Here is a 23049-nt window from a genome sequence, read left to right as displayed (position 1 = left end):
AAAATCCCGAGGAGCGCCGCATGGCACGGTTTCATTCCCTGGAGGTGGTCGATGTGCGGCGCGAGACGCGCGATGCCGTCGTCGTCACCCTCAAGCCCCGCGCCGAGGACGCCGCGGCGTTTGATTTCACGCAGGGCCAGTATCTCACCTTCCGCCGCGACTTCGATGGCGAGGAACTGCGCCGCAGCTATTCCATCTGCGCCGGCAAGGACGAGGGCTGCCTGAAGGTCGGCATCAAGAAGGTGGAGGGCGGCGCCTTCTCCACCTGGGCCAATGAGAACCTTTCCTCCGGCGACATCCTCGAGGCCATGCCCCCCATGGGCAAGTTCTTCCTGCCGCTGGCGCCGGAGCTGGACCGCCACTATCTCGGCTTTGCCGGCGGCTCGGGCATCACGCCACTTCTGTCCATCATCAAGACGGTGCTCGCCCGCGAGCCGAAGAGCCGCTTCACCCTCGTCTATGCCAACCGGCAGATCAGCTCCATCATGTTCCGCGAGGAGCTGGAGGATTTGAAGAACCTCTATCTCGGGCGCCTCTCGGTGCTGCACGTGCTGGAGAGCGAGGCGCAGGAGATCGATCTGTTCACCGGCCGTATCGATGCCGAGAAGATGGAAGGTCTCTTCAAACACTGGATCGACGCGACATCGGTGGACACCGCCTTCATCTGCGGCCCCGAGCCGATGATGCTGGCCATCGCCGCCGCTTTGCGCGAACACGGCCTGAGCGACGCGCAGATCAAGTTCGAATTGTTCGCCTCCGGCCAGCCGGGCCGCGCGAAGGCCAAGGCGGTGTCCGCGAACGTCGCCGCCAACGGCGCCGGCACCACGGCGACGGTGACGCTGGATGGCGCGACCCGCAGCTTCCACATACCGCGCGAGGGCCAGAGCCTTCTCGACGCCGCGCTCGCCGCCAGCCTCGATGCGCCCTACGCCTGCAAGGCGGGCGTGTGCTCCACCTGCCGCGCCAAGGTGCTGGAGGGGGAGGTGGAGATGGCGGTCAATCATGCGCTGGAGGATTACGAGGTGCGCGCTGGCTACGTGCTCACCTGCCAGTGCTTCCCGCTCACCGAAAAACTCGTCGTCACCTACGACGAATGAGGGGGAAACCATGTCCGACGCGATCGCCATCGACGATTATCTGGCCCAGGGCGGGGTGCTGACCTCGCCCGACAATGTGCCGCCGCGCTATCGCGGCGAATTGCTGCGGCTGATGTCCTCCTTCGTGGACAGCCAGCTTGCGGGCTCGGCGGGCTTCGCCGCCTCCATCAATTTTGCGCCTGGCATCAAGGCGCGGATCGCGGCGAGCCGCATCACCCTGGAGAAGGCCGACCATGCCGAGCGGGTGCTCGCCCTGATGGGGGCCTTCGGCACCGATACCGGCCGCTATCAGGCGCAGCACGACTGGGCGGCGCGGGTCGACCGCGATGCCGATCTCGGCGCCGTGCGGCACGGCAACGACATGCGCCTCTCCGTCTTCCATTATCCCATCACGGGATGGACCGATGCGGTGGCGATGAACGTGCTCATGGGTCTTGCCACCGGCGTGCAGCTTTCCGAATTGTCGCGGGTGTCCTATGCGCCGCTCGCCGAGGTGTTCCGCGAGATCGCCCCGCGCGAGGCGCGCCATGCCGAGCTGGGGCTTGAAGGGTTGGAGCGCATCGCCGCCGCCGAGGCGGGCCGGGGCGGGGCGCGGGCGAGCCTTGCCTACTGGCGGCCGCGGGTCGCCGCCACCTTCGGCGTCGCCGGCTCCGCCCGCTACGACACCCTGCGCCGCCTCGGCCTGCGCCACACCCCCAACGAGGCGCTGCTGGCGGAATGGGAGCGCACCGTCACCGACCGCCTGGCGCCGCTCGGCCTCGACTGAGGCTGGCGACTGGAACGAAAAAGGCCCGGCATCGCCGGGCCTTTTTATTGTGGCGGGGGGAGGGGTAGGGGGAGGGCAGGGTGCCCCGGCTCACTCCTTGGGGCGGCGGTCGACGATGCGCTTGGCCTTGCCGATGGCGGTGCGCTCGATGCCGCCCGGCTCGTGCAGGGTGATGCGCGTGGTGACGCCGATGGTGTCCTTGATGCGCTTGAGGATACGCTTGCCGGTGGCGTCCACGTCTACCTCGCCATAGACCTCCTCGCGGATCTCGGCATGCACGGTCATCTCGTCCATGCGCCCGTCGCGTGTCAGCTCGATCTGGTAGTGGCCGGAGCAGGCCTCCACCGCCAGCAGGATCTCCTCGATCTGGGTCGGGAAGACGTTGACGCCACGCAGGATGATCATGTCGTCCGAGCGGCCCGTCACCTTCTCCATGCGCCGCATCCCCGGCCGCGCCGTGCCGGGCAGCAGGCGGGTGAGGTCGCGGGTGCGGTAGCGGATGATCGGGAAGGCTTCCTTGGTCAGCGAGGTGAAGACGAGTTCGCCCTTCTCGCCATCCGGCAGCACCGCGCCGGTGTGCGGGTCGATCACCTCCGGATAGAAATGATCCTCCCAGATGTGCAGGCCATCCTTGGTCTCCACGCATTCCTGCGCAACGCCGGGGCCGATCACCTCGGAGAGGCCGTAGATGTCGGTGGCGTCAAGGTTGAAATCGCGCTCGATCTCGCGGCGCATGGCATTGGTCCAGGGCTCGGCGCCGAAGATGCCGTATTTGAGCGAGGTCGCGCGCGGGTCGAGCCCGGCCTTGGCGAAGCCGTCCATGAGGGCGAGCATGTAGCTCGGCGTGACCATGATGGCGTCGGGCCGGAAATCGTTGATGAGCTGAACCTGGCGCTCGGTCATGCCACCGGACATGGGCACCACCGTGCAGCCCAGCCGCTCCACACCGTAATGGGCGCCAAGGCCGCCGGTGAACAGCCCGTAGCCATAGGCCACATGCACCATCATGCCCGGCTTGACGCCCGCGGCGCGGATGGAGCGGGCCATCACGTCGGCCCACATGTCGATATCGGCCTTGGTATAGCCCACCACGATGGGCTTGCCGGTGGTGCCGGACGAGCCATGCACCCGCGCCAGCTGCTCCTTCGGCACGGCGAACAGGCCGAAGGGATAGTGGTCGCGCAGGTCCGTCTTCATGGTGAAGGGAAACTTGGCGAGGTCGGAGAGGTCGCGCAGGTCGCAGGGATGCACGCCCGCCGTGTCGAACGCCTGGCGGTAGAAGGGCACGTTCTCATAGGCATGGCGCAGCGACCAGGCGAGGCGCTCGCGCTGCAGGGACATGATCTCGTCGCGCGAGGCGCGTTCGGCGGGATCGAGGCCACCCTCGAAGGAACGGCCTGGGGACAGTGCCGGCAGAGCCATGTTCATCGTCTCCTCCAGATGGATCTTCTGCGAGATCAGGACTTCTTGTTTGCGGGGGCGTCCGTGCCCTCCGCGTCTGCTTGCGTGATACGTCCGCCGATGGTGCGGGAATGGCCGCGGAACTGGGCGACCACCACATCGTCCTGCGAAACTTCGACATCATAGATGCCGGAGCGGCCGGAGCGACTCACTTCGCGCGCCCGCGCCACGAGGCGCTTGCCGCGGGTGCCGGGCCGCAGATACGTCACCGAGCAGTGCTGGGCCACCGTGCGCTCGTCATAGGTATTGCAGGCGAAGGCGAAGGCGCTGTCGGCCAACGCGAAGATGAAGCCGCCATGGCCCATGCCGAAGCCGTTGCACATGCGCTCCGTGAGCGTCATGGCGAGGGTGGCGGCTCCGGGACCGATGCTGACGATCTCCATGCCGAGCCCTTGGCTCGCATGGTCGCTCGCCCACATGGCGTCGGCAGAGCGGCGGGCGATATCCTGCGGAGTGAGCGCAGCGATGGTTTCGGCCGGGGCGGTCATGCGCGGCGCCCCGTGAAGCTTGGCGCGCGCTTCTCCATGAAGGCCTTGACGCCCTCGCGGTAGTCCGGCGTGCGGCCGGCCTCGCGCTGCAGATCGCGCTCGAGGTCCAGCTGGTCGTCGAGGCTGTTGCCGCCGGAGGCGTTGAGGGCCGCCTTGGTGAGCGCCAGCCCCTGGGTCGGCTGGGTAGCGAGATGGGCGGCGAGGGCGCGGGCTTCGTCCATGAGCGCGTCGTCGTCGATCACCTTCCAGATCAGGCCCCATTCGGCCGCGGTTTCGGCGCCGAGCGGCTCGGCGAGCAGCATCAGCGCCCGCGCCCGCGCGTCGCCGATGAGGCGGGGTAGGAAATAGGTGCCGCCTGAATCGGGCACGAGGCCGATCTTCGAAAACGCCTGGATGAACTTCGCGGACCGCGCCGCCAGAACGATGTCGCAGGCAAAGGCGATATTGGCGCCGGCGCCGGCCGCAACGCCGTTCACGGCGCAGACAACGGGCTTCTTCAGGCCCCGGATGCGGCGGATGAGCGGATTGTAATAGGCCTCGATGGTCGCACCGAGGTCCAGCGGCCCTTCGGCGTTCGCACGGTCGGAGAGGTCCTGCCCGGCGCAGAAGCCGCGGCCGGCGCCGGTGAGGAGCACCGCGCGGCAGGCATCGTCAGCGGCTGCCTCCAACGCGTCCGCGAGCGCCTTGTGCAGCGCCTCGTTGAAGGCGTTGAGGCGGTCGGGACGGTTGAGTGTCAGCTCCACCCAGCCGGCATGATCCGTGACGCTGAGTACGGCTTGCTCGAGGTGCGCCTTCACTTGGGTCCTCCCAGACAGGGCTCTCTCGGAGCCTCTTGAATTAACCGGACGATCGGTTAATCATTAGCGCAAGGGATGGGCTTGTCAACATCATTGAACAGCGTCCCGGCACAGGGAGAGGACTATGGTTGACCTGTTCGCGGCCCACGCCAGGCTGCTCGAATCCGCCGTCGCCGCAGCGCGCGGGAGGGGCTTCTGGGCGGCCTTCCCGGAAAATCCCAAGGCCTATCCCGAAGGCGGCGCAGCCGAGGCCAAGGCGGCTTTCGCGGCGCTGCGGGGACATCCGTTGGAGCTGGCCACCGGCGATGACGCGCCCCTCGTCGGCGCGGAGGTCTCGCCTTTCGGCGCGGCGCTCGGCGTCACCTATCGCGCCCGCACCGTGGACGACCTCATCGCCCGCGCGGAAAAGGCCGGCGCCGGTTGGGCGGCGGCCTCCATCGCGCAGCGCACGGGCATCGCCCTGGAAATCCTCGGGCGCCTCAACGCGGCGAGCTTCCTCATCGCCGAGGCGGTGGAGCATACCACCGGGCAGGCCGGCCCCATGGCCTTCCAGGCCGGCGGTCCCCACGCGCAGGATCGCGGATTGGAGGCGGTCGCCTACGCCTATGAGGAGATGTCGCGCGTGCCCGGCGCGGTGCTGTGGGAAAAGCCCCAGGGCCGCTCCGCCATCCGCCTCGACAAGGATTTCCACGTGGTGCCGCGCGGCATCGGCCTCGTCATCGGCTGCGCCACCTTTCCCACGTGGAACAGCTATCCCGCGCTGTTCGCCGATCTCGTCACCGGCAATGCGGTGATCGTGAAGCCGCACCCGGCCGCCATCCTGCCGCTGGCCCTCACCCTGCGCATCGCCCGCGAGGTGCTCAGCGAAGAGGGCTTTGATCCGGACGTGGTCCAGCTTGCCCCGGACACCCCTGAGGCGCCCATCGCCAAGGAATTGGCGACCCATCCGGCCGTCGGCATCGTGGACTTCACCGGCTCCTCCGAGTTCGGCGGCTGGCTGCGGGAGAATGCGAAGGACAGGCTGGTGTTCACCGAGGAGGCGGGGGTCAACACCATCGTCGTCGCCTCCACTGCAGCCTTCGGCCCCATGTGCCAGAACATCGCCTTCTCGCTCTCCCTCTACAGCGGGCAGATGTGTACGGCACCGCAGGTCATCTTCGTGCCGGCGGGCGGCATCGAGACCGAGGCGGGGCACAAGAGTTTCGAGGAGGTGGCGACCGGCATCGCCGCCGCCATCGACGCGCTCCTCTCCGAGCCCGCCCGCGCCGCGGCGGTGCTGGGCGCCATCCAGAATCCGGCAACCCTCGCCCGCATCGATCAGGCCCGGTCCCTCGGCCGCATCGTGCGCGACAGCGCCGCCCTCAAGGTGGAAGGCGCGCGCACGGCGACACCGCTGCTGCTGGCGGTGGATGCCGCGGACGAGGCGGCCTATCTGGAGGAGCGCTTCGGCCCCATCGCCTTCGTCGTTGCGGTGGCCGATGCCGCGGACGGGGTGGCCCGCGCCACCCGCGCGGCGCGGGAGAAGGGCGCCATCACCGCCGCCCTCTATTCCACCGACGAGGCCGAGATCGCCCGCGCGGTGCCGGCCTATGCCCGCGCTGGCGTGCCGCTCTCCGTGAACCTCACCGGCGGCATCTATGTGAACCAGAGCGCGGCCTTCAGCGACTACCACGTCTCGGGCGCCAACCCCGCCGGCAATGCCTGCCTCACCGATGCGGCCTTCGTGGCCGGCCGCTTCCGTGTCGTCTGCGTGCGCCGCCCGGCCGCCGCCTGAGCCCATTCTTCGGAGACCCATCATGGCTGACGCCTTCATCTGCGATTTCGCGCGCACGCCCATCGGCCGCTATGCCGGCGCCCTCAAGGACGTGCGGGCGGACGACCTCGCCGCCCATCCCATCCGCGTGCTCAAGGCGCGCAATCCCGGCGTGGACTGGGAGGCTGTGGACGACGTGATCCTCGGCTGCGCCAACCAGGCGGGCGAGGACAATCGCGACGTCGCCCGCATGGCGGCGCTGCTTGCCGGCCTGCCGGTGAGCGCGCCGGGCACCACCGTCAACCGGCTCTGCGGCTCCGGGCTTGACGCGGTGGGCATCGGCGCCCGCGCGATCATGACCGGCGATGCCGACCTCATCGTCGCCGGCGGCGTCGAGAGCATGACCCGCGCGCCCTTCGTGCAGGGCAAGGCGACGGAAGCCTTCGCGCGGCAGGCGGAAATCTACGACACCACCATCGGCTGGCGCTTCATCAACCCTTTGATGAAGGCCCAATACGGCGTCGATTCCATGCCGGAGACCGGCGAGAACGTCGCCGCCGACTTCGCCATCTCGCGCGCCGATCAGGACCTGTTCGCCTACGGCTCCCAGCAACGGGCCAAGGCGGCACAGGAGGCGGGCTTTTTCGCCCGCGAGATCGTCCCCATCGAGGTGAAGACGAAGAAGGCCTCCGTACTGGTAGAGCGCGACGAGCACCCGCGCGGCGATACCACGCTGGAGCAGCTCGCGACGCTGAAGACCCCCTTCCGCAAGGAAGGTGGCTCGGTGACGGCGGGCAATGCCTCCGGCGTCAATGACGGCGCCGGCGCCCTCATCCTCGCCTCGGAGGCGGCGGCGAAGAAATACGGCCTCACGCCGCGTGCCCGCGTGGTCTCCGTGGTGCAGGCCGGCGTGCCGCCGCGCATCATGGGCATCGGCCCGGCGCCGGCCACGCAGAAGCTGCTGGCGAAGAACGGCCTTTCCCTGTCCGACATCGATCTCATCGAGCTGAACGAGGCGTTCGCCTCGCAGGCGCTGGCGGTGCTGCGCCAGCTCGGCCTCAAGGACGATGCGGAGCATGTGAATCCGCACGGCGGCGCCATCGCGCTGGGCCATCCCCTCGGCATGTCCGGCGCGCGGCTCGCCATGACGGCAGTGAGCGCTTTGGAGGTACGCGGCGGCAAGCGCGCGGTTGCCACCATGTGCATCGGGGTCGGGCAGGGCATCGCCGCCCTCATCGAGCGGGTCTGAGCGGTGGCCGCGCTGGCTTCCGCCGTCTGCGTCACCCGGCATGGCGCTGTCGCGGCGGTCATCATCGACCATGCGCCGGTGAATGCCTTGTCGAAGGGCGTGCGGCAGGGGCTGCTCGATGCGGTCCGCGCGCTTGATACGGATGCATCCCGATCCGCCATCGTGCTGGGCGGCGGCTGCGAGGCGGCATTCGAGGACATGGGCGTCAAAACCGACATCTTCCGCCGTCCCAATGACGTGGCGAAGGCGGGCGCGGTGCTGGCCACCAACACCTCCTATTTCGACCTCGAACGCGCCGCAGCGGGCGGGACATTTTCAGATTGCCGCAAGGCCGGCGCTCCCATGGGAGGGACACAATGACGAAAATCCTCGACAGCTACGCCCTCGACCGCTGGTTTACGCCGCAGGCCGGCCTCGTGGACATCCAAAGCGCCATCGACGGCCGGGTGGTGGCAAGGGCCTCCACCCGCGGGCTCGATTTCGCGTCCATGGTGCGCCATGCGCGCGACGTCGGCGGGCCGGCGCTCCGGCGCCTCACCTTCCATGAGCGCGCGGACATGCTGAAGGCGCTCGCGGCCCATCTCTCCGCCCACAAGGATGCGCTCCATGCGCTCGCCGCCGACACCGGGGCGACCAAGCGGGACAATTTCTTCGACATCGACGGCGGCATCGGCACGCTCTACGCCTATGCCTCCCGGGGGCGGCGCGAACTGCCGGGCGAGCGCTTCGTGGTGGAGGGCGCGCCGGAGAGCCTGTCCAAGAACGGCACCTTCGTCGGCCTTCATGTGCTGACCCCGCTCCACGGCGTCGCGGTGCATGTGAACGCCTTCAACTTTCCCTGCTGGGGCATGTTGGAGAAGCTGGCGCCGGCCGTCCTCGCGGGCATGCCCGTCATCACCAAGCCCGCCACCGCCACCGCCTATGTGGCCGAGGCGGTGGTGAATCTCATCGTCGCGGCGAACATCCTGCCTGCCGGCGCACTGCAGTTCGTCGCCGGCGCGGCGGGCGACCTGCTCGACCATCTCACCGGGCAGGATGTGCTCTCCTTCACCGGCTCAGCCGTGACCTCGCAGGCGCTGCGCGATCATCCGGCGGTCTCGCGCAATGCGGTGCGCTTCATCGCCGAGCGGGATTCGCTCAATGCCGCGGTGCTCGGCCCGGACGCCGTGGAAGGCACGCCCGAGTTCGACCTCTTCATCGCGGAGGTGGTGCGCGAGATGACGGTGAAGGCAGGCCAGAAATGCACCGCCATCCGCCGCATCATCGTGCCCAGGGCGCAGGAAAGCGTCGTGATCGCTGCGCTCTCCGCCCGCCTCGCCGCCGTCGCGGTGGGCGATCCGCGCCGCGACGACGTGCGCATGGGGCCGCTGGCGAGCCGCGCGCAATGCACCGCCACGCAGGCGGCCGTGCGAGAGATCGCGCGCGAGGCGGAGATCGTGTTCGGCGATCCGGATCGGGTGGCGCCGGTGGGTGCGGACGCCGCCATCGGCGCCTTCATGGCCCCGGTGCTGCTGCGCTGCCCAAACCCGCGGGAAGCCAAGGCACCCCACGCGGTGGAGGCGTTCGGCCCGGTCGCCACCGTGATGGCCTATGACACGCTGGAGGATGCGCTGACGCTGGTGGCGAAGGGCGAGGGCAGCCTCGTCGCCTCGGTCTACACCTACGATCCGGCGGTGGCGGAGGATCTGGTGTTCGGCATCGCCGCCCATCATGGCCGCCTCGTGCTGATCGACCGCGACTGCGCCAAGGAATCCACCGGCCACGGCTCTCCGCTCCCCGGCCTCGTCCATGGCGGCCCCGGCCGGGCCGGCGGCGGGGAGGAGATGGGGGGCCTGCGGGGCGTGTTCCACTATATGCAGCGTACCGCCATCGAGGGCTCGCCCGCCCGCCTTTCCGCCCTGACGCGGACCTGGCTTTCCGGGGCACCGGCGCCGGTGACGGCGGAGCACCCGTTCAAGCGCACCTTCGATGCCCTGAACGTGGGCGACACGGTGGAGACGGCCTCCCGCACCATCACGCTGGAGGACATCGAGCATTTCGCTTATTTCACCGGCGACACCTTCTATGCCCACATGGATGAGGCGGCGGCCAAGGCCAATCCCTTCTTCCCCGGCCGGGTGGCACACGGTTATCTCATCCTGTCCTTCGCGGCGGGCCTGTTTGTCGATCCCGCGCCGGGTCCGCTGCTCGCCAATTACGGGCTCGATTCGCTGCGCTTCCTGAAGCCCGTTTCGCCGGGCGACGCCATCCGCGTGCGCCTGACGGTCAAGACCAAGCAGCCAGCCCGCAAGCCCGAATATGGCGAGGTGCGCTGGGACGCGGAGGTGTTCAACCAGGACAACGACACCGTGGCCCGTTACGAACTGCTCACCATGAGCCGCCGGGGCTAAAGTCTCAAAGCCGTTGCGGTTCAGCGCGCAATTGACAACTTCGGGGGCTTATACCAAGGCATCGAAGATGCTGACGCATCCGCGCCTTGGCTCGGCCCGTTCCGCTCAGATGCCCAGAGGCTCGGTTGCGGCGGAGATACGGAGAAGCGGTCGAAATCAGGTGCTGGCCGTCGACATCATCCAGAGGAGGGCGGCCAGATTGAAGATTGCCGTTGCCGCGGGCCCGGCCGTTTTGAGGAGCGATCCGCTCCGCGCGCCGATGGCGGCGTCGCCAGCCTGGACCAGGACCATCGTGAGCGCGATGGCCGCGAGCCATGCGGGAGCCGCCGCGAGCGCCAGCAAGCCGGCGATGAGCAGGGCGGCGCTGCGGGACGTAGCGTACTGGGCCACGCCGCGCGCCTCGGCCGGCGCCGTTCGCACCGCGGCCACGGAAAAGCCGAGGCTGACCGCGGCGCTAATGATTGTGACGCCGGCACAGGCCAGGAAAGAAGACACCACGTCGATCGCTCCATCGGTGGGGAAGTATCTCGTGGGTCACACCGCCCAGCGGCGAGACCGGTGGCAGCGTCACGCCTCCGTCGGCCCCGATGCCGCGTCGGTCCGCCGCGCCGGTGGATCGGATCAAACGTCCTCTGCGGGGACTGCAGCGGACGACAGGCCGAGAATGACCTGGCCCTGGGGGCGGGCCACGCCCTATGAGACCCGTGTCGACTGCCAATGGACAAGCTGCGGCGCATTGCCGACGAGGGACCAGACGCACAGGTAGCTGTTGGTCGAGCGCCTGCGCTCGCCAAAAACGGCGACGTCCATGTTCACCGTCCCGCTCACCAGGGCGGTGCGGCCGTACAGGCGGATCGAGGGCTCGGTATAGTCGAGGTCGAAGCATCGCAAATCGCCGGCCCTGAACTTCGCGATGAATGAGGCCTTCCCGTCCACGGCCGACGACGCGTGCACCCAGAGCATGTCCTCGGCCAAAAGTCGGTCGAGATCGTCCGCCGCGCCGTTCAGCATCGCCAGGCGCCGCGATGCCTCCAGCTCCAGGACGATGTCCTCGGACAATGCAAGAGCTGCTCCCATCGACAACTCCCGTGGATCAGGAGCGCCCCATGCGCTCGATCAAGGACGACAGGAAGTCTCCGAGCCGCGGATCGGTGAGGCGCACTTCCTGCGCGCGGGGAAGCGAGCTGATCGTTTGCGTCGCCAAGGCGTGAAACGCGTCGGCGGCTTTCCGAGCGGCCGATGCATCCCCCGCGATGATACTTTTGACGAGCTTGACCCGGCTCGGATGCAGTTTAGCGAAGATCTTGCGCCAGGCCGTCGTGGAAGAGCCGGCGAGTTCGAGGGCGAGCTCCGTCTGGAGCTGAATGAGGAAGCCGCACAGCGATGTCAGCAGCGGGTTATGGGCCGCCGCCACCATGGCCGAATGGAAGGCGAGCACAGCCTGCGCGGATTCGGGCACGCTCTTGACGGAAGCGAAGGCCTCGAGCGCAGCCTCCAGGGCCTTACGATCCTCCGCCGTCGCGACCGTCGCGGCCTGGCTGGCGGCGAGCTCGTTGAGAACTCCGAGCACGCTCAGGATCTCGACGACGCCGAGTTTCCGGAGTTGGATCAGCGTGCTCAGCGACAGCGAGATCAGCGCATCGGAATTGGCGGTGACATAGGTTCCGCTGCCGTGCCGGACGTCCAGCAGGCCGATCAGCGAAAGCCCCCGTATGGCCTCGCGTACCGTCGGAGCGCTTACGTCGTAGTGACGCGCGAGATCGCGCTCGGTGGGCAGCTTGGACCCCGGCGCGAACCGACCCAACACGATGCCATCACGCAAATCGTGGAAGATGCGATCGGCGACGTTGCCCTTGTGTATCGAGGCCTTTTCGCCGGCAAATTGGTCACGCGCCATTCCCGCAAATCCGATTTCCATCCCGATCAAGACACCAAGTGACTAGCAAACTTTATGCGGATCGTCAATTCTGGGCTCGGCGGTGGACAAAGCCCGATCGAGACGGAGCGGAGAGACCATGATAAAGTTGAAAGAAGCACTGGTGATCGCCGAGGCGGCGCTCAAGATGGCGCGTATTCGGCAGCTCAATCCCATGAGCGTGGCCGTGCTCGATGCGCGCGGATGCCTCGTCGCGTTCCAGATGGAAGACGGTTCGAGCCTGCTTCGCGAAGACATCGCCAAGGCCAAGGGCCTTTCCGCGCTGGCCCTTGGCATGGGTACGCGGGCGCTCGTCGGCCGCGCCAAGCATCACCCGGCCTTTTTCGTCGGCTTGAGCGCATTGTCCAAGGGCAACATGATTCCCGTCCCTGGCGGCGTCCTTATCCGCTCGCCCCTTGATGCGGCGATCGTTGGAGCGGTGGGCGTCAGCGGCGACCTCCCTGATCACGACGAGGCCTGCGCGATCGCCGGCATCGAGGCGACGACCTACTCCTGGGATGCGGGTGCCGATCCGTCCTGATCGACGACCGGTGCGGCGCCCTGGAGAGGGCGTCCGGAACGCAGAAGCAAGACCGTCGACCCGACCGCCGTGCCGGACGGAGGAACGCGCGGCCAGCCTACCGGTTCAGGCTTGAGCGCGTTTCGATCTGATTGCATCAGATCGGCGCTCTAACTTCTTTTATTTCAAGCATAATCTTATCGATCCTCGTTTCACTCCGGTCAGATTATGCTCGAGTGGTTCGACTCCGACATTTGCATCCGCCCGATAGCACCCTCGGAGCAAATGTCGGAGTCAAGAAAACCACTAGCAAGTTATTGGTTCTAGTGGAGCTTTTGAATTTGACATTTGATTTGGAGCTTGATGTCAGGCGGGACTCAAATGTCAAATTCGCTCCACTAGTGGCCCGATCCCGACATTTGCATCCCATTGATCGAGGGCGATCGAGCAAATGTCGGCATCGGGGGGGGTGGTGGTTGTAACTTATTGATTATATTGGAGATTTTAATTTGACATTTGAATGAATCACGTGACGCAAACGGGGATTCAAATGTCAAATTCGCTCACTCGGCGGCGCGCCGGTCGTCGACAGCTTCAGTGCTGTTGCTGCTTGACGGACGCGACCGTCGGCGTCTCGGCCCCGGCCCGTGACAGAACCCAGCAACCGGCCGCCGCCGCGATCTTTGCCCGCCGCCCGCCGCCCGTCGACGTCGCGGCCATTCGCGCGATCGCCATGCTGTACGATTTCAGCGCTCCGATGACGACCGAGCTGCTTTTTTAGATCCGTTCCAACGCGTTGATTATACAGCAAAATGTGGCGCGCGGATCACATTTACCGTCGCGCGGCATGAAAATGGTGAGCCGGCGGCCTTCCCTTCATCAGCAATCATGTTAAGGTGACCAAGTCACTTGGTGTTTGGTCGTGAGCCCGAACGGCTCGTCGTCCTGGCGCAGCTGGAGGAAATGATGCTGGAGCCGAACCGCATCCTGCGAATGCTCGCCGATCGCGAGATTCCCCTGGGAATGCAATGCTTCACCGGACATGTCGCGCTGATCGAGATTCTCGGACTGACCGGCTTTGACTTCGTCATGCTCGACGCCGAGCATTCGGGCGCGGACGTTCGTGCGCTCGAAGCCGTCATCGCGGTGGCCGAGAATGCGGGCCTCGTTCCCTTCGTGCGGGTGGCGGATGCCCATGCCGAGACGGATATCCGCCGCGCCATCGAGGCCGGCGCGATGGGCATCTTCCTGCCTATGGTCAAGTCTCCGGCGGACGTCGCGGCGGCTGCCCGCGCGGCCTTTTTCCCGCCGAAGGGCATGCGCGGCATCTGCCCGGCAACGCGGGCGGCACGTTACGCCTTCAACGGCTTCGATCGCTACGCGCAGTGGAACAACAACGAGGTGGCGCTGGTGCCGATGATCGAGCACCCGGACGCCGTCGAGCGCATCGACGACATCTGCGCCATGGCCGATGTGCGCATGATCGTGTTCGGCGCCGGCGACCTCGCCTACGCCATGGGCGAGGGCACGGCCATGATGGCAAGCCCGAAAGTCCAGGAAGCCTACCGCAGGACCCTCGAAGCGGCGCGCCGGCACGACGTGGCGGTCATCGGCGGCCCGGTTCTCGACCCCACCCCGCAGACCTGCCGCAAGGCGCTGGAAGACGGCGTCTCCATCTTCTGCCTCGGCCTTGATGCCCTGGCCTTCCGCAAGACATGCGAGCAGACCGCGCGGGCGCTCAGGGAGGCGGTCGACGGCACCGCCTTCACCCGGCCGCCGCTGCCGCCGAGCGCATTCAAATCCTGAGCGATCAAAGCGTGGAGCTGGCACCCATGGCGAAGTTGAAGCGATACGTGGTCGGCCCGGACGCCGGTGGCAGGTCCGCCGTGCTCATGACCGAAGCGACAAATGTGCAGGAAAGCCCGGGATTTTTTTGGCGCGCGACCCTCTGGAGCACGCGGGAAGTCCCGGTCGATAACAGCCTCGCCGACGACCGCGGGCTTGACCTCAAGTCCCGCGAGCCGTTTCCCGGCGGAATGCTGTTCCGGGCGCTGGAAATTCCGCCCGATGCTGAAGACAAGAGTGCGCACAGGAAGCGGCTTCTCGAGTTCAATCTCGAGGTCGAGCAAAAGCACGCTCCGAGCGACGAGGATCTCCAGCGGCACCCGAGCATGCATCGCACCGACACGCTGGACTGCATCGTCTGCGTGAAGGGTGAGATCTACCTCGTCACCGATGTGGAGGAGGTGCTCATGACCGCCGGCGACACCGTCGTCATCCGCGGGACCAACCACGCCTGGAGCAACCGCTCGAGCGCCCCCGCGCTGCTGGTCGGCTGCATGATCGACGCGGCACCGGCTCACAAGGAGACGTCGAAGTAGCATCAGAGGGACGCCGGCGCGTATTCGCCAAGATGTCGCGCAATTCAACGGCGAAGTCGAGAAGAGAAAGCGCTCGAACAAGAGCTCGAACAAGAGCATCAGCATCACCGGGAGGAACAAATAATGACGTTCGCACAGTACTGGACCAGTCTGCGGCGCGCAGCCGGCTATTCCGCCCTGGCCGCCGCGGCGAGCCTTTCATGGGGGCACGAAGCCGCGGCCTTCGAGCGGGGCTATCCCGGCTGGCTGCTGCCGCCGGGCGTGTTCATGGCGACCACCGCCGCTGTGCCGCCCAATGGTCTCTACAGCTTCAACATCGCGTTCGGCGCCTATGGCGACCTCGTCGGACCCGGCGCGCCCCATCTTCCGAGCGGCCCCACTCACGCCCAAACGGCCACTTGGGCAACCGGACTCCTCTTCTCTCCGGGATGGACGTTTCTCGGCGCCAAATACGAGGCCATCGTCGTCCAGCCGTTCAACATGTCGAGCACCACCGCCCCGGTCAATTCGTCCCAGGCCGGCATGCACAACACAGTCGTCTTCCCGGCGCTGCTGAGCTGGAAGCTTGCTGACAGCGGATTCTACGTCCAGGCCGGGCTCGGCGTCGGCATTCCCGACGGAACCATCTCCGGGAAAACCGGGCTCTCCAGCGTCGGTAATCCCTGGTGGACCCTGATGCCCAAGTTCAGCATTTCCTACCTGAAAGACGGATGGAATCTCTCGACCCACATCTACGGCGAGTTCAATACCGAGAACACCTACACCGGCTATCAGAGCGGCAATCTGCTGCATGTTGACTTGGTTGCCACGAAGGCGGTGGGCAAGTGGACCTTCGGGCCGGTTGCCTCCTATGTGGGGCAGCTGACCGGCGACGTATCAAGTCCCTTCTATAACAATGCCATCTTCATGAAGCGATTCAACGTGTGGAGCGTAGGGGCCATGGTCGGCTACGACTTCGGACCGGTCAAACTGACGATGTGGGGACTGTCGGATCTGCAGTCGAGCGCCTCCGGAGGTTCGCCGACGCAAATTGCTGCGGATTCCGCGGCGATCGGCCAGGGCTTCCGCATCTATGCCAACCTCAACTTCCGCCTGATGGCATTCTAGAATGTGATCCGGGCAAATTGTTTCAGTTTGCTTGAGGAAGCGCCCCCGAGCTTGGGAATGAGAACACGTCCCCCGCTCAGCTCGAGATGCAGGCTGGGCAACCCGTGCTCGCGCCGCCTGCCCGAGTGGGCAGCCTATGGGCGACGGATTCAGTAACAATCAAAACGTCGGAGGGCGACCGGCGGATGAGCCCCCGTAGGGCTCGTCGGCTCTGTCTCAGGTGGCTCGGGAGGAACAGTCCGTGAAGACTATAGATCACACGTCCATCGGCCGGGCGAAGACGCTCGACGAGATGCTCGATATCACCCGACTGAGCCGAGCCCAGCTCGGTATCGTCGCCTTCTGCGGCCTGGTCGCCATGCTCGACGGCTTCGACACCCAGGCCATCGCCTTCGTCGCGCCACAGATCGCCCACCATTGGAATGTTTCGGCGGGCGACTTCGGTGCGGTGTTCGGCGCCGGCCTGTTTGGCGGTCTCGTCGGCGCCGTGGCTGTGGGCCGGATCGCAGACGTCGCCGGCCGCAAGCCGGCACTCTTGTGCGCGGTCGTGCTATTCGCGCTCGCAACGCTTGCGACGGTCCTCGTCGAAGACGTCCGGACGCTCATCCTGGTCCGCTTCATTACCGGGCTGGGCCTCGGCGGGGCGCTGCCGTGTTTTGTGGCCCTTACCGCTGAATATGCGCCCCGCCGGCTGCGTACGACTCTCGTCGCCGGCGTCTTCTGCGGCTTTCCCTTCGGCGCCGTCGTCGGCGGAGCGGCCTCGGCCGTACTGCTGCCGAAGATCGGGTGGCAGGGCGTCTTCGTGGTGGCGGGCGCAGCCCCTCTTCTAAGCCTACCCCTCCTTTGGCGCTTTATCCCTGAATCGGCACAATTCCTGATGTCCAGAGGTCGCGCCGATGAGGCGGCGAGGATCATGACGCGGGTCTTTCCCGCTGTTCGGTGGGACGGCGTCAGCCACGCCCGCGACGAGATCAAGGCCTCGGTCGCCGAGCTGTTCACCCCCACACGCGCCACAGGCACGCTTCTGCTTTGGTGCGCCTTTTTCCTCAGCCTGCTTTTGACCTACTTCCTCATAAACTGGCTGCCACTCCTCGTGGCGCGGGAAAGCGGGGATATGCAGAATGCGGTCCTCGCCGTGGTGGTCCTCAACCTGGGAGCCATTTGCGGCTGCCTGCTGATCGGGCGCACGGGAGATCGCTTCGGGCCCGCGCTGGTGGTCGGAGCCGCATTCGCCGTCGGCGCCGGCGTGATCGCGTCGATGGGGCTGATTGGACAATCCACGTGGCTGCTTTTTTCGGCGGCATTTGCCGCCGGTTTTATGAGCCTCGGCGCGCAGATGTGCACGGTCGCCCTCTGCGCCGCCTTCTATGAGACCAACCTGCGCTCCACCGGTATCGGTTGGGCGGTCGGCGTCGGCCGAATTGGCGCCATTGCCGGTCCGGTGATTGGCGGCGTCCTGGTCGGGGGCGCCGTGGACCAAGCCATTCTTTTCCCGCTGGTCGCATTGACTTCGCTCGGGGCTGCGGCCGCCGTTTTTGCCTTACGATGGCGTCTCTACGCCAGCGCGGAGGGCGCGGAGCGGCCGCTCCGGGAAAAGCGCAAAAAAATGAATCCGCGGCTCCGCTAGTGGAGCGAATTTGACATTTGAGTCCCGCCTGACATCAAGCCCCAGATCAAATGTCAAATTCAAAAGCTCCACTAGAACCAATAACTTGCTAGTGGTTTTCTTGAATCCGACATTTGCTCCGAGGTCGGTATCAGGCGGATGCAAATGTCGGAGTCGAACCACTAGAGCAAGTCCGTCTTTTGCGGACTTGGCGTTGCTCAGAAATTAACGAGCAAATTCATAGACTTAGATGGTGTCAGACGATTCCATCTAAGCTGGAATTCATGGCCAGTAACAGAAAGTATATATCAGCGTATAAAAGTGTTTAAATCTGCGCGGAGCATTCATTCAAACAGAAGAACGTCGTGCCGGCATTCCAGCTTTTATATTGGCGGGCGCCGTGCAGGCCGGATAACCGTATCGCTCCATCCAGCGCAGGCTGCTCCAGGTGTCGCTCGCGGGATCGAATTCGAGACCGATGGGCCGCGTCCAGCCTTTGGCTTCCAGGGCGTCGATGATGTGGAAGAGGTCGACCTCGCCGACGCCCGGCTCGTGGCGGCCGGGCGCGTTCCCGATCTGCACATGGCCGATCAGGGGCCAGTAGAGATCAAGGAGCGGGGTCAGCGGACCCTTTTCCTCCATGCGCAGGTGATAGGTGTCGTAGACCAGCTTGAGGTTGGGCCTGTTCACGGTGCGCACCACCTCCGCCGTCTCGCCGATGGTCTGCACCACCCAGCCGGGAAAGCGGGCGTTGCAAACGCCCTCGATGGCGATGTCGACGCCGGTGCCCCGCGCCTGGTCGCAGATCCAGTCGAGATTGCGCTGGAACACCTCCACGCAATGCTCCCGGCTCGCGCCCTCCGGGACGACACCGGCCCCGACCTGCATGGAGCCCGCGCCGACGCGCGAGAGAAAGGCGAGCCCCCGCTCGGCAGCGGCGCGGCACTCGTCCTCGCGGCCGGGCAGGCCGGCCAGCCCCTTGTCCCTGGTCCAGTCAACCGGCATGACGGCGTAGAGAAAGGCGAGGCCGTTGTCGTCCAAGAGGACCCCCAGTGCGTCGGCCGCAAGCTCGTAGGGAAAGTGCCACTCGATGGCGTCGAAGCCGCTGGCGCGGGCGGCGGCGAACCGTTCGCGCACGGGCAGCTCCAGGTAGTGGTGGTAGAAGTTCGGGGCGAAGCGCGCCATGGCCGTGTTCCTCTCGAAGGCCGCTCTCAGCGGAGCACGACGGTCACGAGTTGCGGGAAGATGACGAGCAGCGCCACGGTGAGGACCGTCATCAGGAAGAACGGGACGACCCCGAGGAAGATCTCGTGGATGCCGATGGTCTGGTTGCCGAGCGCGCTCTTCACCGCGAACACGGCGATGCCCAAAGGCGGCGTGATCATGCCGGCCTCGGTGGCGAGGATCGTGACGATGCCGAACCACACGACGTTGGCGTCGAACTGGAGGAACACCGGCAGCGCGATGGGGACGGTCAGCAGGATGGTCGAGATGGAATCGAGGAACATCCCGAGGAACAGCAGCAGCAGGACGTAGAACGTGACCGTCATGTAGAAGCCGTGGGCGCCGGAGAGCGAGTCCCCGATGACGGCGGCGACGCCGGACATGGCGAGCATGCGGCTGTACATGGACGCGGCGATGACGATGAGGCAGATGGCGGCCGTCACGTGCCCGGTGTCCACGGACGCCCGCCACATGGACAACCACGACAGTTTGCCCCGCGCGAGAGCGAACGCCAGCGCTCCGGCCGCGCCGACGGCCGCCGCCTCCGTGGGGGTGAACCAGCCGGCATAGATGCCGCCGATGGTGGCGCCGATCAGCGTCACGATCGGTCCGAGCGCCTTCGCCACGCTCCAGGTCGAAAGCAGTTCCTCGTCGACCGGCAAGCGCACCACGCCGGCCTTCTCGGGCATGAACTTCACCATGAAGACGATGGCAAAGGCGAAGAGGGTCGCCAGCACAAGGCCGGGAATGAAGCCGGCCATGAAGATCTGGCGGATCGGCGCCTCGGTAACGATGGCGAATACCACCATCAGCACGCTTGGGGGGATGAGCATGCCGAGCAGCCCGCTGCCGGCGACGATGCCGGTGGCGAAACGCGGCGTGTAGCCGAAGCGCAGCATTTCCGGCACCGCGACCTTGGTGAAGACCGCGCACGAGGCGATGGTGACGCCGGTCACGGCGGCGAACAGGGCGTTGGCCGCCACGGTGGCGATGCCGAGCCCGCCGGTGATGCGGCGGAAGATCTGGTTGGCGGCCTTGAAGGTGTCGGCGCCGATGTCCGAGATGGTCATCAGGTTGCCCATCAGCACGAACAGCGGGATGACCGCGAGGTCGTAGCTGGCGATGCTGTCGAGCGCCGCTTGCGCCAGGAGCCGGCTGGCGATGTCGAACTCCCCGCGTATGAGCCATGCGCCGACGAAGGAGGTGAGCGCCAACGCGACGGCCACGTACATGCCTGCGAAGATGAGCCCCGCCGCAACCGCAATGGAGATGAAGCCAATGACGATGGGATCCATCAGACCGCGTGCTCCTGTGGCTGGACGGCGACCGCCGCGGCGGGCCTGACGATGCCGCGCACATCGGCGATCACCTTGATCGCAAAGTGCAGGACGAGCAGAAAGCTGGAGAACACCACGATCGCGTCGAGGGGCCAGGTGGGGAAGGTCGCGATGCCCTCGACACCAATGAACTCGCCCTCCCGCCAGGCATCGGCCAGAAGCGGCCACACCGCGTTGGCGAGGATGGCGAACAGCACCGCGCCGCCGAGGTCGAACAGGGCTTCCAGGGCCTGTGCGGCGCGGGGCGCGCGCTTCTGTATCATCAGCAGCACCATGTCGGAGCGGGTGAGCCGGTTGGCCGCCGTGGCATCGGTGATCTGGAGGAAGACGATCGCCACGATCGCCATGGAGGCGAACTCGTTGACGCCGTTGAGGGGGTGCGAGAACACGCCGCGGCCGATGATGTCGGCGTTCATGAGCCCGCTGAGGATGAGGATCAGCACGGTTCCGGCAGCGTTCAGAACCAGTGCGATCCAGGAGAGCAGTCGAGTGACCATGGAATTGCCCCAGCCGCCGGATCAGAAGTTCGACCAGTCGCGCAGCGGGTCAGACCCCATTGCGCGCAGCTTGCCGAGGTAGGTCTGGATGACCTGCCTGGCCGGCAGATGCCGCGCATCGAGATCCTTCGCCCAGTCCGCCGCGATGTTGGGCATCGCATCGGCCCAAGCGCGCCGCTCGGCGGTGGTGAGGGCGATGTTGGTCATGCCCTTGGCAATCATCTCGGCGACGCCGTCGCGGGCACGCGCGCCGAGCAACTCCACGACCTTGTCCTGGTACTCCTGAAAGACCTCGCCGAACACTTGGCGCACGTCCGCGGGCAGGCGGTCCCAGCGCTGCTTGTTGATGGTGATGCCGGCGAAGACCATCGGGCCGTAGTCGATCTGGGTGCGATAGGGTGCAACTTCGCCCAGCCGCACGGCGGCGGCGACAGAATCCGCCAGCACGGCGGCGTCGAACACGCCGGATTGCATGTCATTGTAGATGTTGGCGAGGTTGAAGGTCACGCCGGCGGCGCCGGTGTCGCGGAACCAGTGGATATTCGGTCCGATGGCACCCACCTTCAGCCCCTTCAGGTCGGCGATCGAGCGCACCGGCTTCTTGGAATAGAGGTTGAACGCCTCCACGCTGATGGTGCCGAGATAGACCTGATTGTTGCGCGCCCAGACACCGCCGAAGTCCTTCATGCCCTGCTGCGTCTCGTTGAAGGCCCGGATCGCCTGCCGCGCGTCGGTGGTCGCGAAGGGGGCGAAATAGGTGACGGCGTGCAGCGGCAACTTCGACAGATGCGCCGTAAACAGCACCACCCCCACATCGGCGAGCCCGCTGCTGACAGCGTCGAGCTCGCCGCCGACCTTCACGAGCGTGCCGGCGTAGGCCTGGTTCCACTCGATCTTGTGCTTGCCTTCCGCAGCAAGGCGCCGGTCGATCTCCGGAATGGCGAAGTCCCGGATCAGGCCGATGTAAGGAAAGACCGGCGCCTGGCCGGTTGAGATAGTGAGCTTGATCGTGTCGGCGCGCGCTGCGCCGGACGGAAGAGCGCCGGCTGCCGCTAGAGCAAGTCCCGCGGTCAGTGCGAATACGAAGCGTTTCATACTCATCTCCCTGGATCTGTTCTTGTTGGTGCACTCAGGGTCTGGCCTCGGCGGATGCACAGGGTGCGCTGAGTTGCAAAGTTCATGACCTGCGTTCGGTCTTTTCAGGACCGGCGATCCCTCTCCTGCTTGCCGTGCGACGGGGCATGCGGGAGCGCGCCGCGCACCGGCCATCCCGGCTGCGAGTCCTTCGGGGGGCGGTCGCAGCAGCACCCCGCGGCTGCAATTTGCACCCTGGCTCCCGCCATCGCGTCTTCAGTCTCCAACTGGGGCCACCGCGACAATTGCGGCCCTCGGCAGACGGCATCACAGACGAGCCGAGTGGGCCTCCGTCGCGCCGCATTGACCGCGCCGCATTGACGCGACCGCTCCGCTTTGGCTGAACCCGCAAGCACAACCACGATGGAAATTTGCACAAAGCAATAAATTTGTAAATATGGATTGAAATATAAATTATGATCGTGTTTACAGATTGTGCCCGGCAACAAATTGGGAGAGACGCTCACATGAATGCGCCCAGGGGCTTTCACACCGCCACGGAAGCCGTGCGCGGCTACGATATTCACTTCGTGGACGAGGGCCGGGGATTCCCGGTCCTTCTGATCCATGGCCTCGCCGGTGATCACACGGCCTGGACGAAGCAGATCTCCGTCTGGGGGCAACGCCATCGCGTGATCGCGCCGGACACGCGCGGCGCCGGACGCAGCACCCAGCGGGACGAGCCGGTTACGCTCGAGGATCTGGCGGACGACTTCATCGCCCTGCTGGACCGCCTCGAAATCGCGCGATGCCATGTGGTCGGCCGCTCCATGGGCGGTTCCATCGGCCAGATCATCGCCCTGAAGGCGCCCGAGCGCGTGCAGTCGCTGGCGCTGCTCGCCTCTTGTGCGAAGTTCGAGCCCATCGGCCGGCGCTGCCTCGACAACATGCGCGAGGTGCTCGAATGGCGCGGGTCCTGGGCGGCACACGCGGCCCATTCCATCCCGAACTTCGTCTCCCGACGGTTCTACAACGCCAATCCCGAAATGGTGGCGGCGGTAGAGGCAGTGATCGCGTCATCGGACCGTATGCCGGCGACTTACTGCCGGCAGAACCACGCGGTGCAGGCGCACGACGTTCTCGATCGCCTCGGCGAGATCGCCTGCCCGGTGCTCATCATGTCGGGAGGCGAGGACCCGCTGTGCGGTCCCGAGGCGACGCGCTGGATGGTGGACCGCCTGCCCCAGGCCGAATGGGTGGAGTTCGCAGGCGCGAGCCACTTCTTCTTCATGGAGGAGCCGGAGCGCTTCATGCTGTGCATGAGTGATTTCCTCTTGCGGCACACCCCTTCGGCTTGATCGCCGGCCCTTCAGTCAAATCTGCCTGC

General features: G+C 66.2%; 23 protein-coding genes. 13 read left to right on the top strand and 10 right to left on the bottom strand.

Translation table 11 applies throughout. The annotated features are described in order from the left end of the window. The first annotated feature begins 20 nt into the window (after window positions 1-20). Together paaE and C7450_RS00810 are read left to right on the top strand one after the other, a co-directional pair. Window positions 21-1097 carry a 1,2-phenylacetyl-CoA epoxidase subunit PaaE gene (gene paaE / locus C7450_RS00815; protein WP_110372495.1) on the top strand — a complete coding sequence of 359 codons (1077 nt, stop codon included), beginning with the start codon at window positions 21-23 and terminating at the stop codon, window positions 1095-1097. Window positions 1098-1107: 10 nt separating this feature from the next. Then, a complete protein-coding gene (locus C7450_RS00810) occupies window positions 1108-1863 on the top strand; it encodes a Phenylacetic acid catabolic protein (RefSeq protein WP_110372494.1) in 756 nt (251 codons plus the stop codon). 90 nt (window positions 1864-1953) lie between these two features. Here C7450_RS00810 and paaK read toward each other — a convergent pair whose 3' ends face one another. Genes paaK through paaG form a run of 3 tightly spaced genes read right to left on the bottom strand, consistent with a single transcriptional unit; the run spans window position 1954 to window position 4609 of the window. After that, entirely contained in the window at window positions 1954-3285 is a 1332-nt protein-coding gene (gene paaK / locus C7450_RS00805) for a phenylacetate--CoA ligase PaaK (RefSeq protein WP_110373188.1), read from the bottom strand. A gap of 35 nt (window positions 3286-3320) precedes the next feature. Further along, a complete protein-coding gene (paaI, locus tag C7450_RS00800; protein WP_110372493.1) occupies window positions 3321-3812 on the bottom strand; it encodes a hydroxyphenylacetyl-CoA thioesterase PaaI in 492 nt (163 codons plus the stop codon). Continuing rightward, window positions 3809-4609, bottom strand: a complete 801-nt coding sequence (gene paaG, locus C7450_RS00795) for a 2-(1,2-epoxy-1,2-dihydrophenyl)acetyl-CoA isomerase PaaG (RefSeq protein ID WP_110372492.1) — start codon at window positions 4607-4609, stop codon at window positions 3809-3811. The genes paaI and paaG overlap by 4 nt, the downstream gene beginning before the upstream one ends. A gap of 124 nt (window positions 4610-4733) precedes the next feature. Here paaG and paaN point away from each other — a divergent pair, with 124 nt between their 5' ends. Genes paaN through paaZ form a run of 4 tightly spaced genes read left to right on the top strand, consistent with a single transcriptional unit; the run spans window position 4734 to window position 10001 of the window. Continuing rightward, window positions 4734-6383, top strand: a complete 1650-nt coding sequence (gene paaN, locus C7450_RS00790; protein ID WP_110372491.1) for a phenylacetic acid degradation protein PaaN — start codon at window positions 4734-4736, stop codon at window positions 6381-6383. Window positions 6384-6405: 22 nt separating this feature from the next. Then, window positions 6406-7611, top strand: a complete 1206-nt coding sequence (gene pcaF, locus C7450_RS00785; RefSeq protein ID WP_110372490.1) for a 3-oxoadipyl-CoA thiolase — start codon at window positions 6406-6408, stop codon at window positions 7609-7611. A gap of 3 nt (window positions 7612-7614) precedes the next feature. Next, window positions 7615-7971 (top strand): 3-hydroxyacyl-CoA dehydrogenase NAD-binding domain-containing protein, encoded by a 357-nt coding sequence (locus tag C7450_RS00780; RefSeq protein WP_110372489.1) that lies wholly within the window; start codon window positions 7615-7617, stop codon window positions 7969-7971. Next, window positions 7968-10001 (top strand): phenylacetic acid degradation bifunctional protein PaaZ, encoded by a 2034-nt coding sequence (gene paaZ / locus C7450_RS00775; protein WP_110372488.1) that lies wholly within the window; start codon window positions 7968-7970, stop codon window positions 9999-10001. The genes C7450_RS00780 and paaZ overlap by 4 nt, the downstream gene beginning before the upstream one ends. Window positions 10002-10157: 156 nt before the next feature. Here paaZ and C7450_RS00770 read toward each other — a convergent pair whose 3' ends face one another. The 3 genes from C7450_RS00770 to C7450_RS00760 all read right to left on the bottom strand — a co-directional run bounded on the left by C7450_RS00770 (window position 10158) and on the right by C7450_RS00760 (window position 11898). Beyond that, window positions 10158-10499, bottom strand: coding sequence for a hypothetical protein (locus C7450_RS00770; RefSeq protein WP_210206332.1), 342 nt, complete (start codon window positions 10497-10499; stop codon window positions 10158-10160). Between the two features lie 195 nt (window positions 10500-10694). Beyond that, window positions 10695-11078: a nuclear transport factor 2 family protein gene (locus C7450_RS00765; protein ID WP_110372487.1), complete on the bottom strand. Its 384-nt coding sequence runs from the start codon at window positions 11076-11078 to the stop codon at window positions 10695-10697. A gap of 16 nt (window positions 11079-11094) precedes the next feature. After that, window positions 11095-11898, bottom strand: coding sequence for a FadR/GntR family transcriptional regulator (locus tag C7450_RS00760; RefSeq protein ID WP_170146985.1), 804 nt, complete (start codon window positions 11896-11898; stop codon window positions 11095-11097). 118 nt (window positions 11899-12016) lie between these two features. On the opposite strand from C7450_RS00760, the gene C7450_RS00755 reads away from it, so the two are divergent. The 6 genes from C7450_RS00755 to C7450_RS00735 all read left to right on the top strand — a co-directional run bounded on the left by C7450_RS00755 (window position 12017) and on the right by C7450_RS00735 (window position 17551). After that, the gene (locus C7450_RS00755) at window positions 12017-12457 is read left to right on the top strand and encodes a GlcG/HbpS family heme-binding protein (protein ID WP_110372485.1); all 441 of its coding nucleotides are present in this window, start codon (window positions 12017-12019) and stop codon (window positions 12455-12457) included. Window positions 12458-13046: 589 nt separating this feature from the next. Continuing rightward, window positions 13047-13217, top strand: coding sequence for a hypothetical protein (locus C7450_RS33825; protein WP_170146984.1), 171 nt, complete (start codon window positions 13047-13049; stop codon window positions 13215-13217). A gap of 131 nt (window positions 13218-13348) precedes the next feature. After that, window positions 13349-14242, top strand: coding sequence for an HpcH/HpaI aldolase family protein (locus C7450_RS00750; RefSeq protein ID WP_170146983.1), 894 nt, complete (start codon window positions 13349-13351; stop codon window positions 14240-14242). A 26-nt stretch (window positions 14243-14268) separates the two neighbouring features. Beyond that, entirely contained in the window at window positions 14269-14817 is a 549-nt protein-coding gene (locus tag C7450_RS00745) for a cupin domain-containing protein (RefSeq protein WP_110372483.1), read from the top strand. A gap of 123 nt (window positions 14818-14940) precedes the next feature. After that, the gene (locus C7450_RS00740) at window positions 14941-15924 is read left to right on the top strand and encodes a SphA family protein (RefSeq protein WP_110372482.1); all 984 of its coding nucleotides are present in this window, start codon (window positions 14941-14943) and stop codon (window positions 15922-15924) included. Window positions 15925-16165: 241 nt separating this feature from the next. Beyond that, the gene (locus C7450_RS00735; protein ID WP_110372481.1) at window positions 16166-17551 is read left to right on the top strand and encodes an MFS transporter; all 1386 of its coding nucleotides are present in this window, start codon (window positions 16166-16168) and stop codon (window positions 17549-17551) included. 327 nt (window positions 17552-17878) lie between these two features. Here the strand turns inward: C7450_RS00735 and C7450_RS00730 are convergent, their stop codons facing one another. Genes C7450_RS00730 through C7450_RS00715 form a run of 4 tightly spaced genes read right to left on the bottom strand, consistent with a single transcriptional unit; the run spans window position 17879 to window position 21683 of the window. Continuing rightward, on the bottom strand, window positions 17879-18715 hold the full coding sequence (locus C7450_RS00730; protein WP_110372480.1) for a hydroxypyruvate isomerase family protein: 837 nt from the start codon (window positions 18713-18715) through the stop codon (window positions 17879-17881). A gap of 26 nt (window positions 18716-18741) precedes the next feature. Beyond that, complete coding sequence (locus C7450_RS00725) at window positions 18742-20049, bottom strand: TRAP transporter large permease (RefSeq protein WP_110372479.1); 1308 nt, start codon at window positions 20047-20049, stop codon at window positions 18742-18744. Then, complete coding sequence (locus C7450_RS00720; protein ID WP_110372478.1) at window positions 20049-20588, bottom strand: TRAP transporter small permease subunit; 540 nt, start codon at window positions 20586-20588, stop codon at window positions 20049-20051. Before C7450_RS00720 ends, C7450_RS00725 begins: the two co-directional genes overlap by 1 nt. A 21-nt stretch (window positions 20589-20609) precedes the next feature. Beyond that, window positions 20610-21683: a C4-dicarboxylate TRAP transporter substrate-binding protein gene (locus C7450_RS00715; protein ID WP_170146982.1), complete on the bottom strand. Its 1074-nt coding sequence runs from the start codon at window positions 21681-21683 to the stop codon at window positions 20610-20612. Window positions 21684-22189: 506 nt separating this feature from the next. Between C7450_RS00715 and C7450_RS00710 the strand changes: the two genes are divergently transcribed. Next, window positions 22190-23020: an alpha/beta fold hydrolase gene (locus C7450_RS00710; protein ID WP_110372476.1), complete on the top strand. Its 831-nt coding sequence runs from the start codon at window positions 22190-22192 to the stop codon at window positions 23018-23020. The last annotated feature ends 29 nt before the right edge of the window (window positions 23021-23049 follow it).

This window comes from Chelatococcus asaccharovorans, from assembly GCF_003201475.1.
In the GTDB taxonomy this organism is placed as follows: domain Bacteria; phylum Pseudomonadota; class Alphaproteobacteria; order Rhizobiales; family Beijerinckiaceae; genus Chelatococcus; species Chelatococcus asaccharovorans.
Note: the sequence above shows the minus strand (reverse complement) of the source record. Positions and strands in the feature narration are given on the sequence as shown.

Excerpts from the sequence above, each read along its gene's own strand:
- paaE (WP_110372495.1), top strand. The coding sequence starts at position 21 with ATGGCACGGTTTCATTCCCTGGAGGTGGTCGATGTGCGGCGCGAGACG.
- C7450_RS00810 (WP_110372494.1), top strand. The coding sequence starts at position 1,108 with ATGTCCGACGCGATCGCCATCGACGATTATCTGGCCCAGGGCGGGGTG.
- paaK (WP_110373188.1), bottom strand. The coding sequence starts at position 3,285 with ATGGCTCTGCCGGCACTGTCCCCAGGCCGTTCCTTCGAGGGTGGCCTC.
- paaI (WP_110372493.1), bottom strand. The coding sequence starts at position 3,812 with ATGACCGCCCCGGCCGAAACCATCGCTGCGCTCACTCCGCAGGATATC.
- paaN (WP_110372491.1), top strand. The coding sequence starts at position 4,734 with ATGGTTGACCTGTTCGCGGCCCACGCCAGGCTGCTCGAATCCGCCGTC.
- pcaF (WP_110372490.1), top strand. The coding sequence starts at position 6,406 with ATGGCTGACGCCTTCATCTGCGATTTCGCGCGCACGCCCATCGGCCGC.
- paaZ (WP_110372488.1), top strand. The coding sequence starts at position 7,968 with ATGACGAAAATCCTCGACAGCTACGCCCTCGACCGCTGGTTTACGCCG.
- C7450_RS00765 (WP_110372487.1), bottom strand. The coding sequence starts at position 11,078 with ATGGGAGCAGCTCTTGCATTGTCCGAGGACATCGTCCTGGAGCTGGAG.
- C7450_RS00760 (WP_170146985.1), bottom strand. The coding sequence starts at position 11,898 with ATGGCGCGTGACCAATTTGCCGGCGAAAAGGCCTCGATACACAAGGGC.
- C7450_RS00755 (WP_110372485.1), top strand. The coding sequence starts at position 12,017 with ATGATAAAGTTGAAAGAAGCACTGGTGATCGCCGAGGCGGCGCTCAAG.
- C7450_RS00745 (WP_110372483.1), top strand. The coding sequence starts at position 14,269 with ATGGCGAAGTTGAAGCGATACGTGGTCGGCCCGGACGCCGGTGGCAGG.
- C7450_RS00740 (WP_110372482.1), top strand. The coding sequence starts at position 14,941 with ATGACGTTCGCACAGTACTGGACCAGTCTGCGGCGCGCAGCCGGCTAT.
- C7450_RS00730 (WP_110372480.1), bottom strand. The coding sequence starts at position 18,715 with ATGGCGCGCTTCGCCCCGAACTTCTACCACCACTACCTGGAGCTGCCC.
- C7450_RS00725 (WP_110372479.1), bottom strand. The coding sequence starts at position 20,049 with ATGGATCCCATCGTCATTGGCTTCATCTCCATTGCGGTTGCGGCGGGG.
- C7450_RS00720 (WP_110372478.1), bottom strand. The coding sequence starts at position 20,588 with ATGGTCACTCGACTGCTCTCCTGGATCGCACTGGTTCTGAACGCTGCC.
- C7450_RS00715 (WP_170146982.1), bottom strand. The coding sequence starts at position 21,683 with ATGAAACGCTTCGTATTCGCACTGACCGCGGGACTTGCTCTAGCGGCA.
- C7450_RS00710 (WP_110372476.1), top strand. The coding sequence starts at position 22,190 with ATGAATGCGCCCAGGGGCTTTCACACCGCCACGGAAGCCGTGCGCGGC.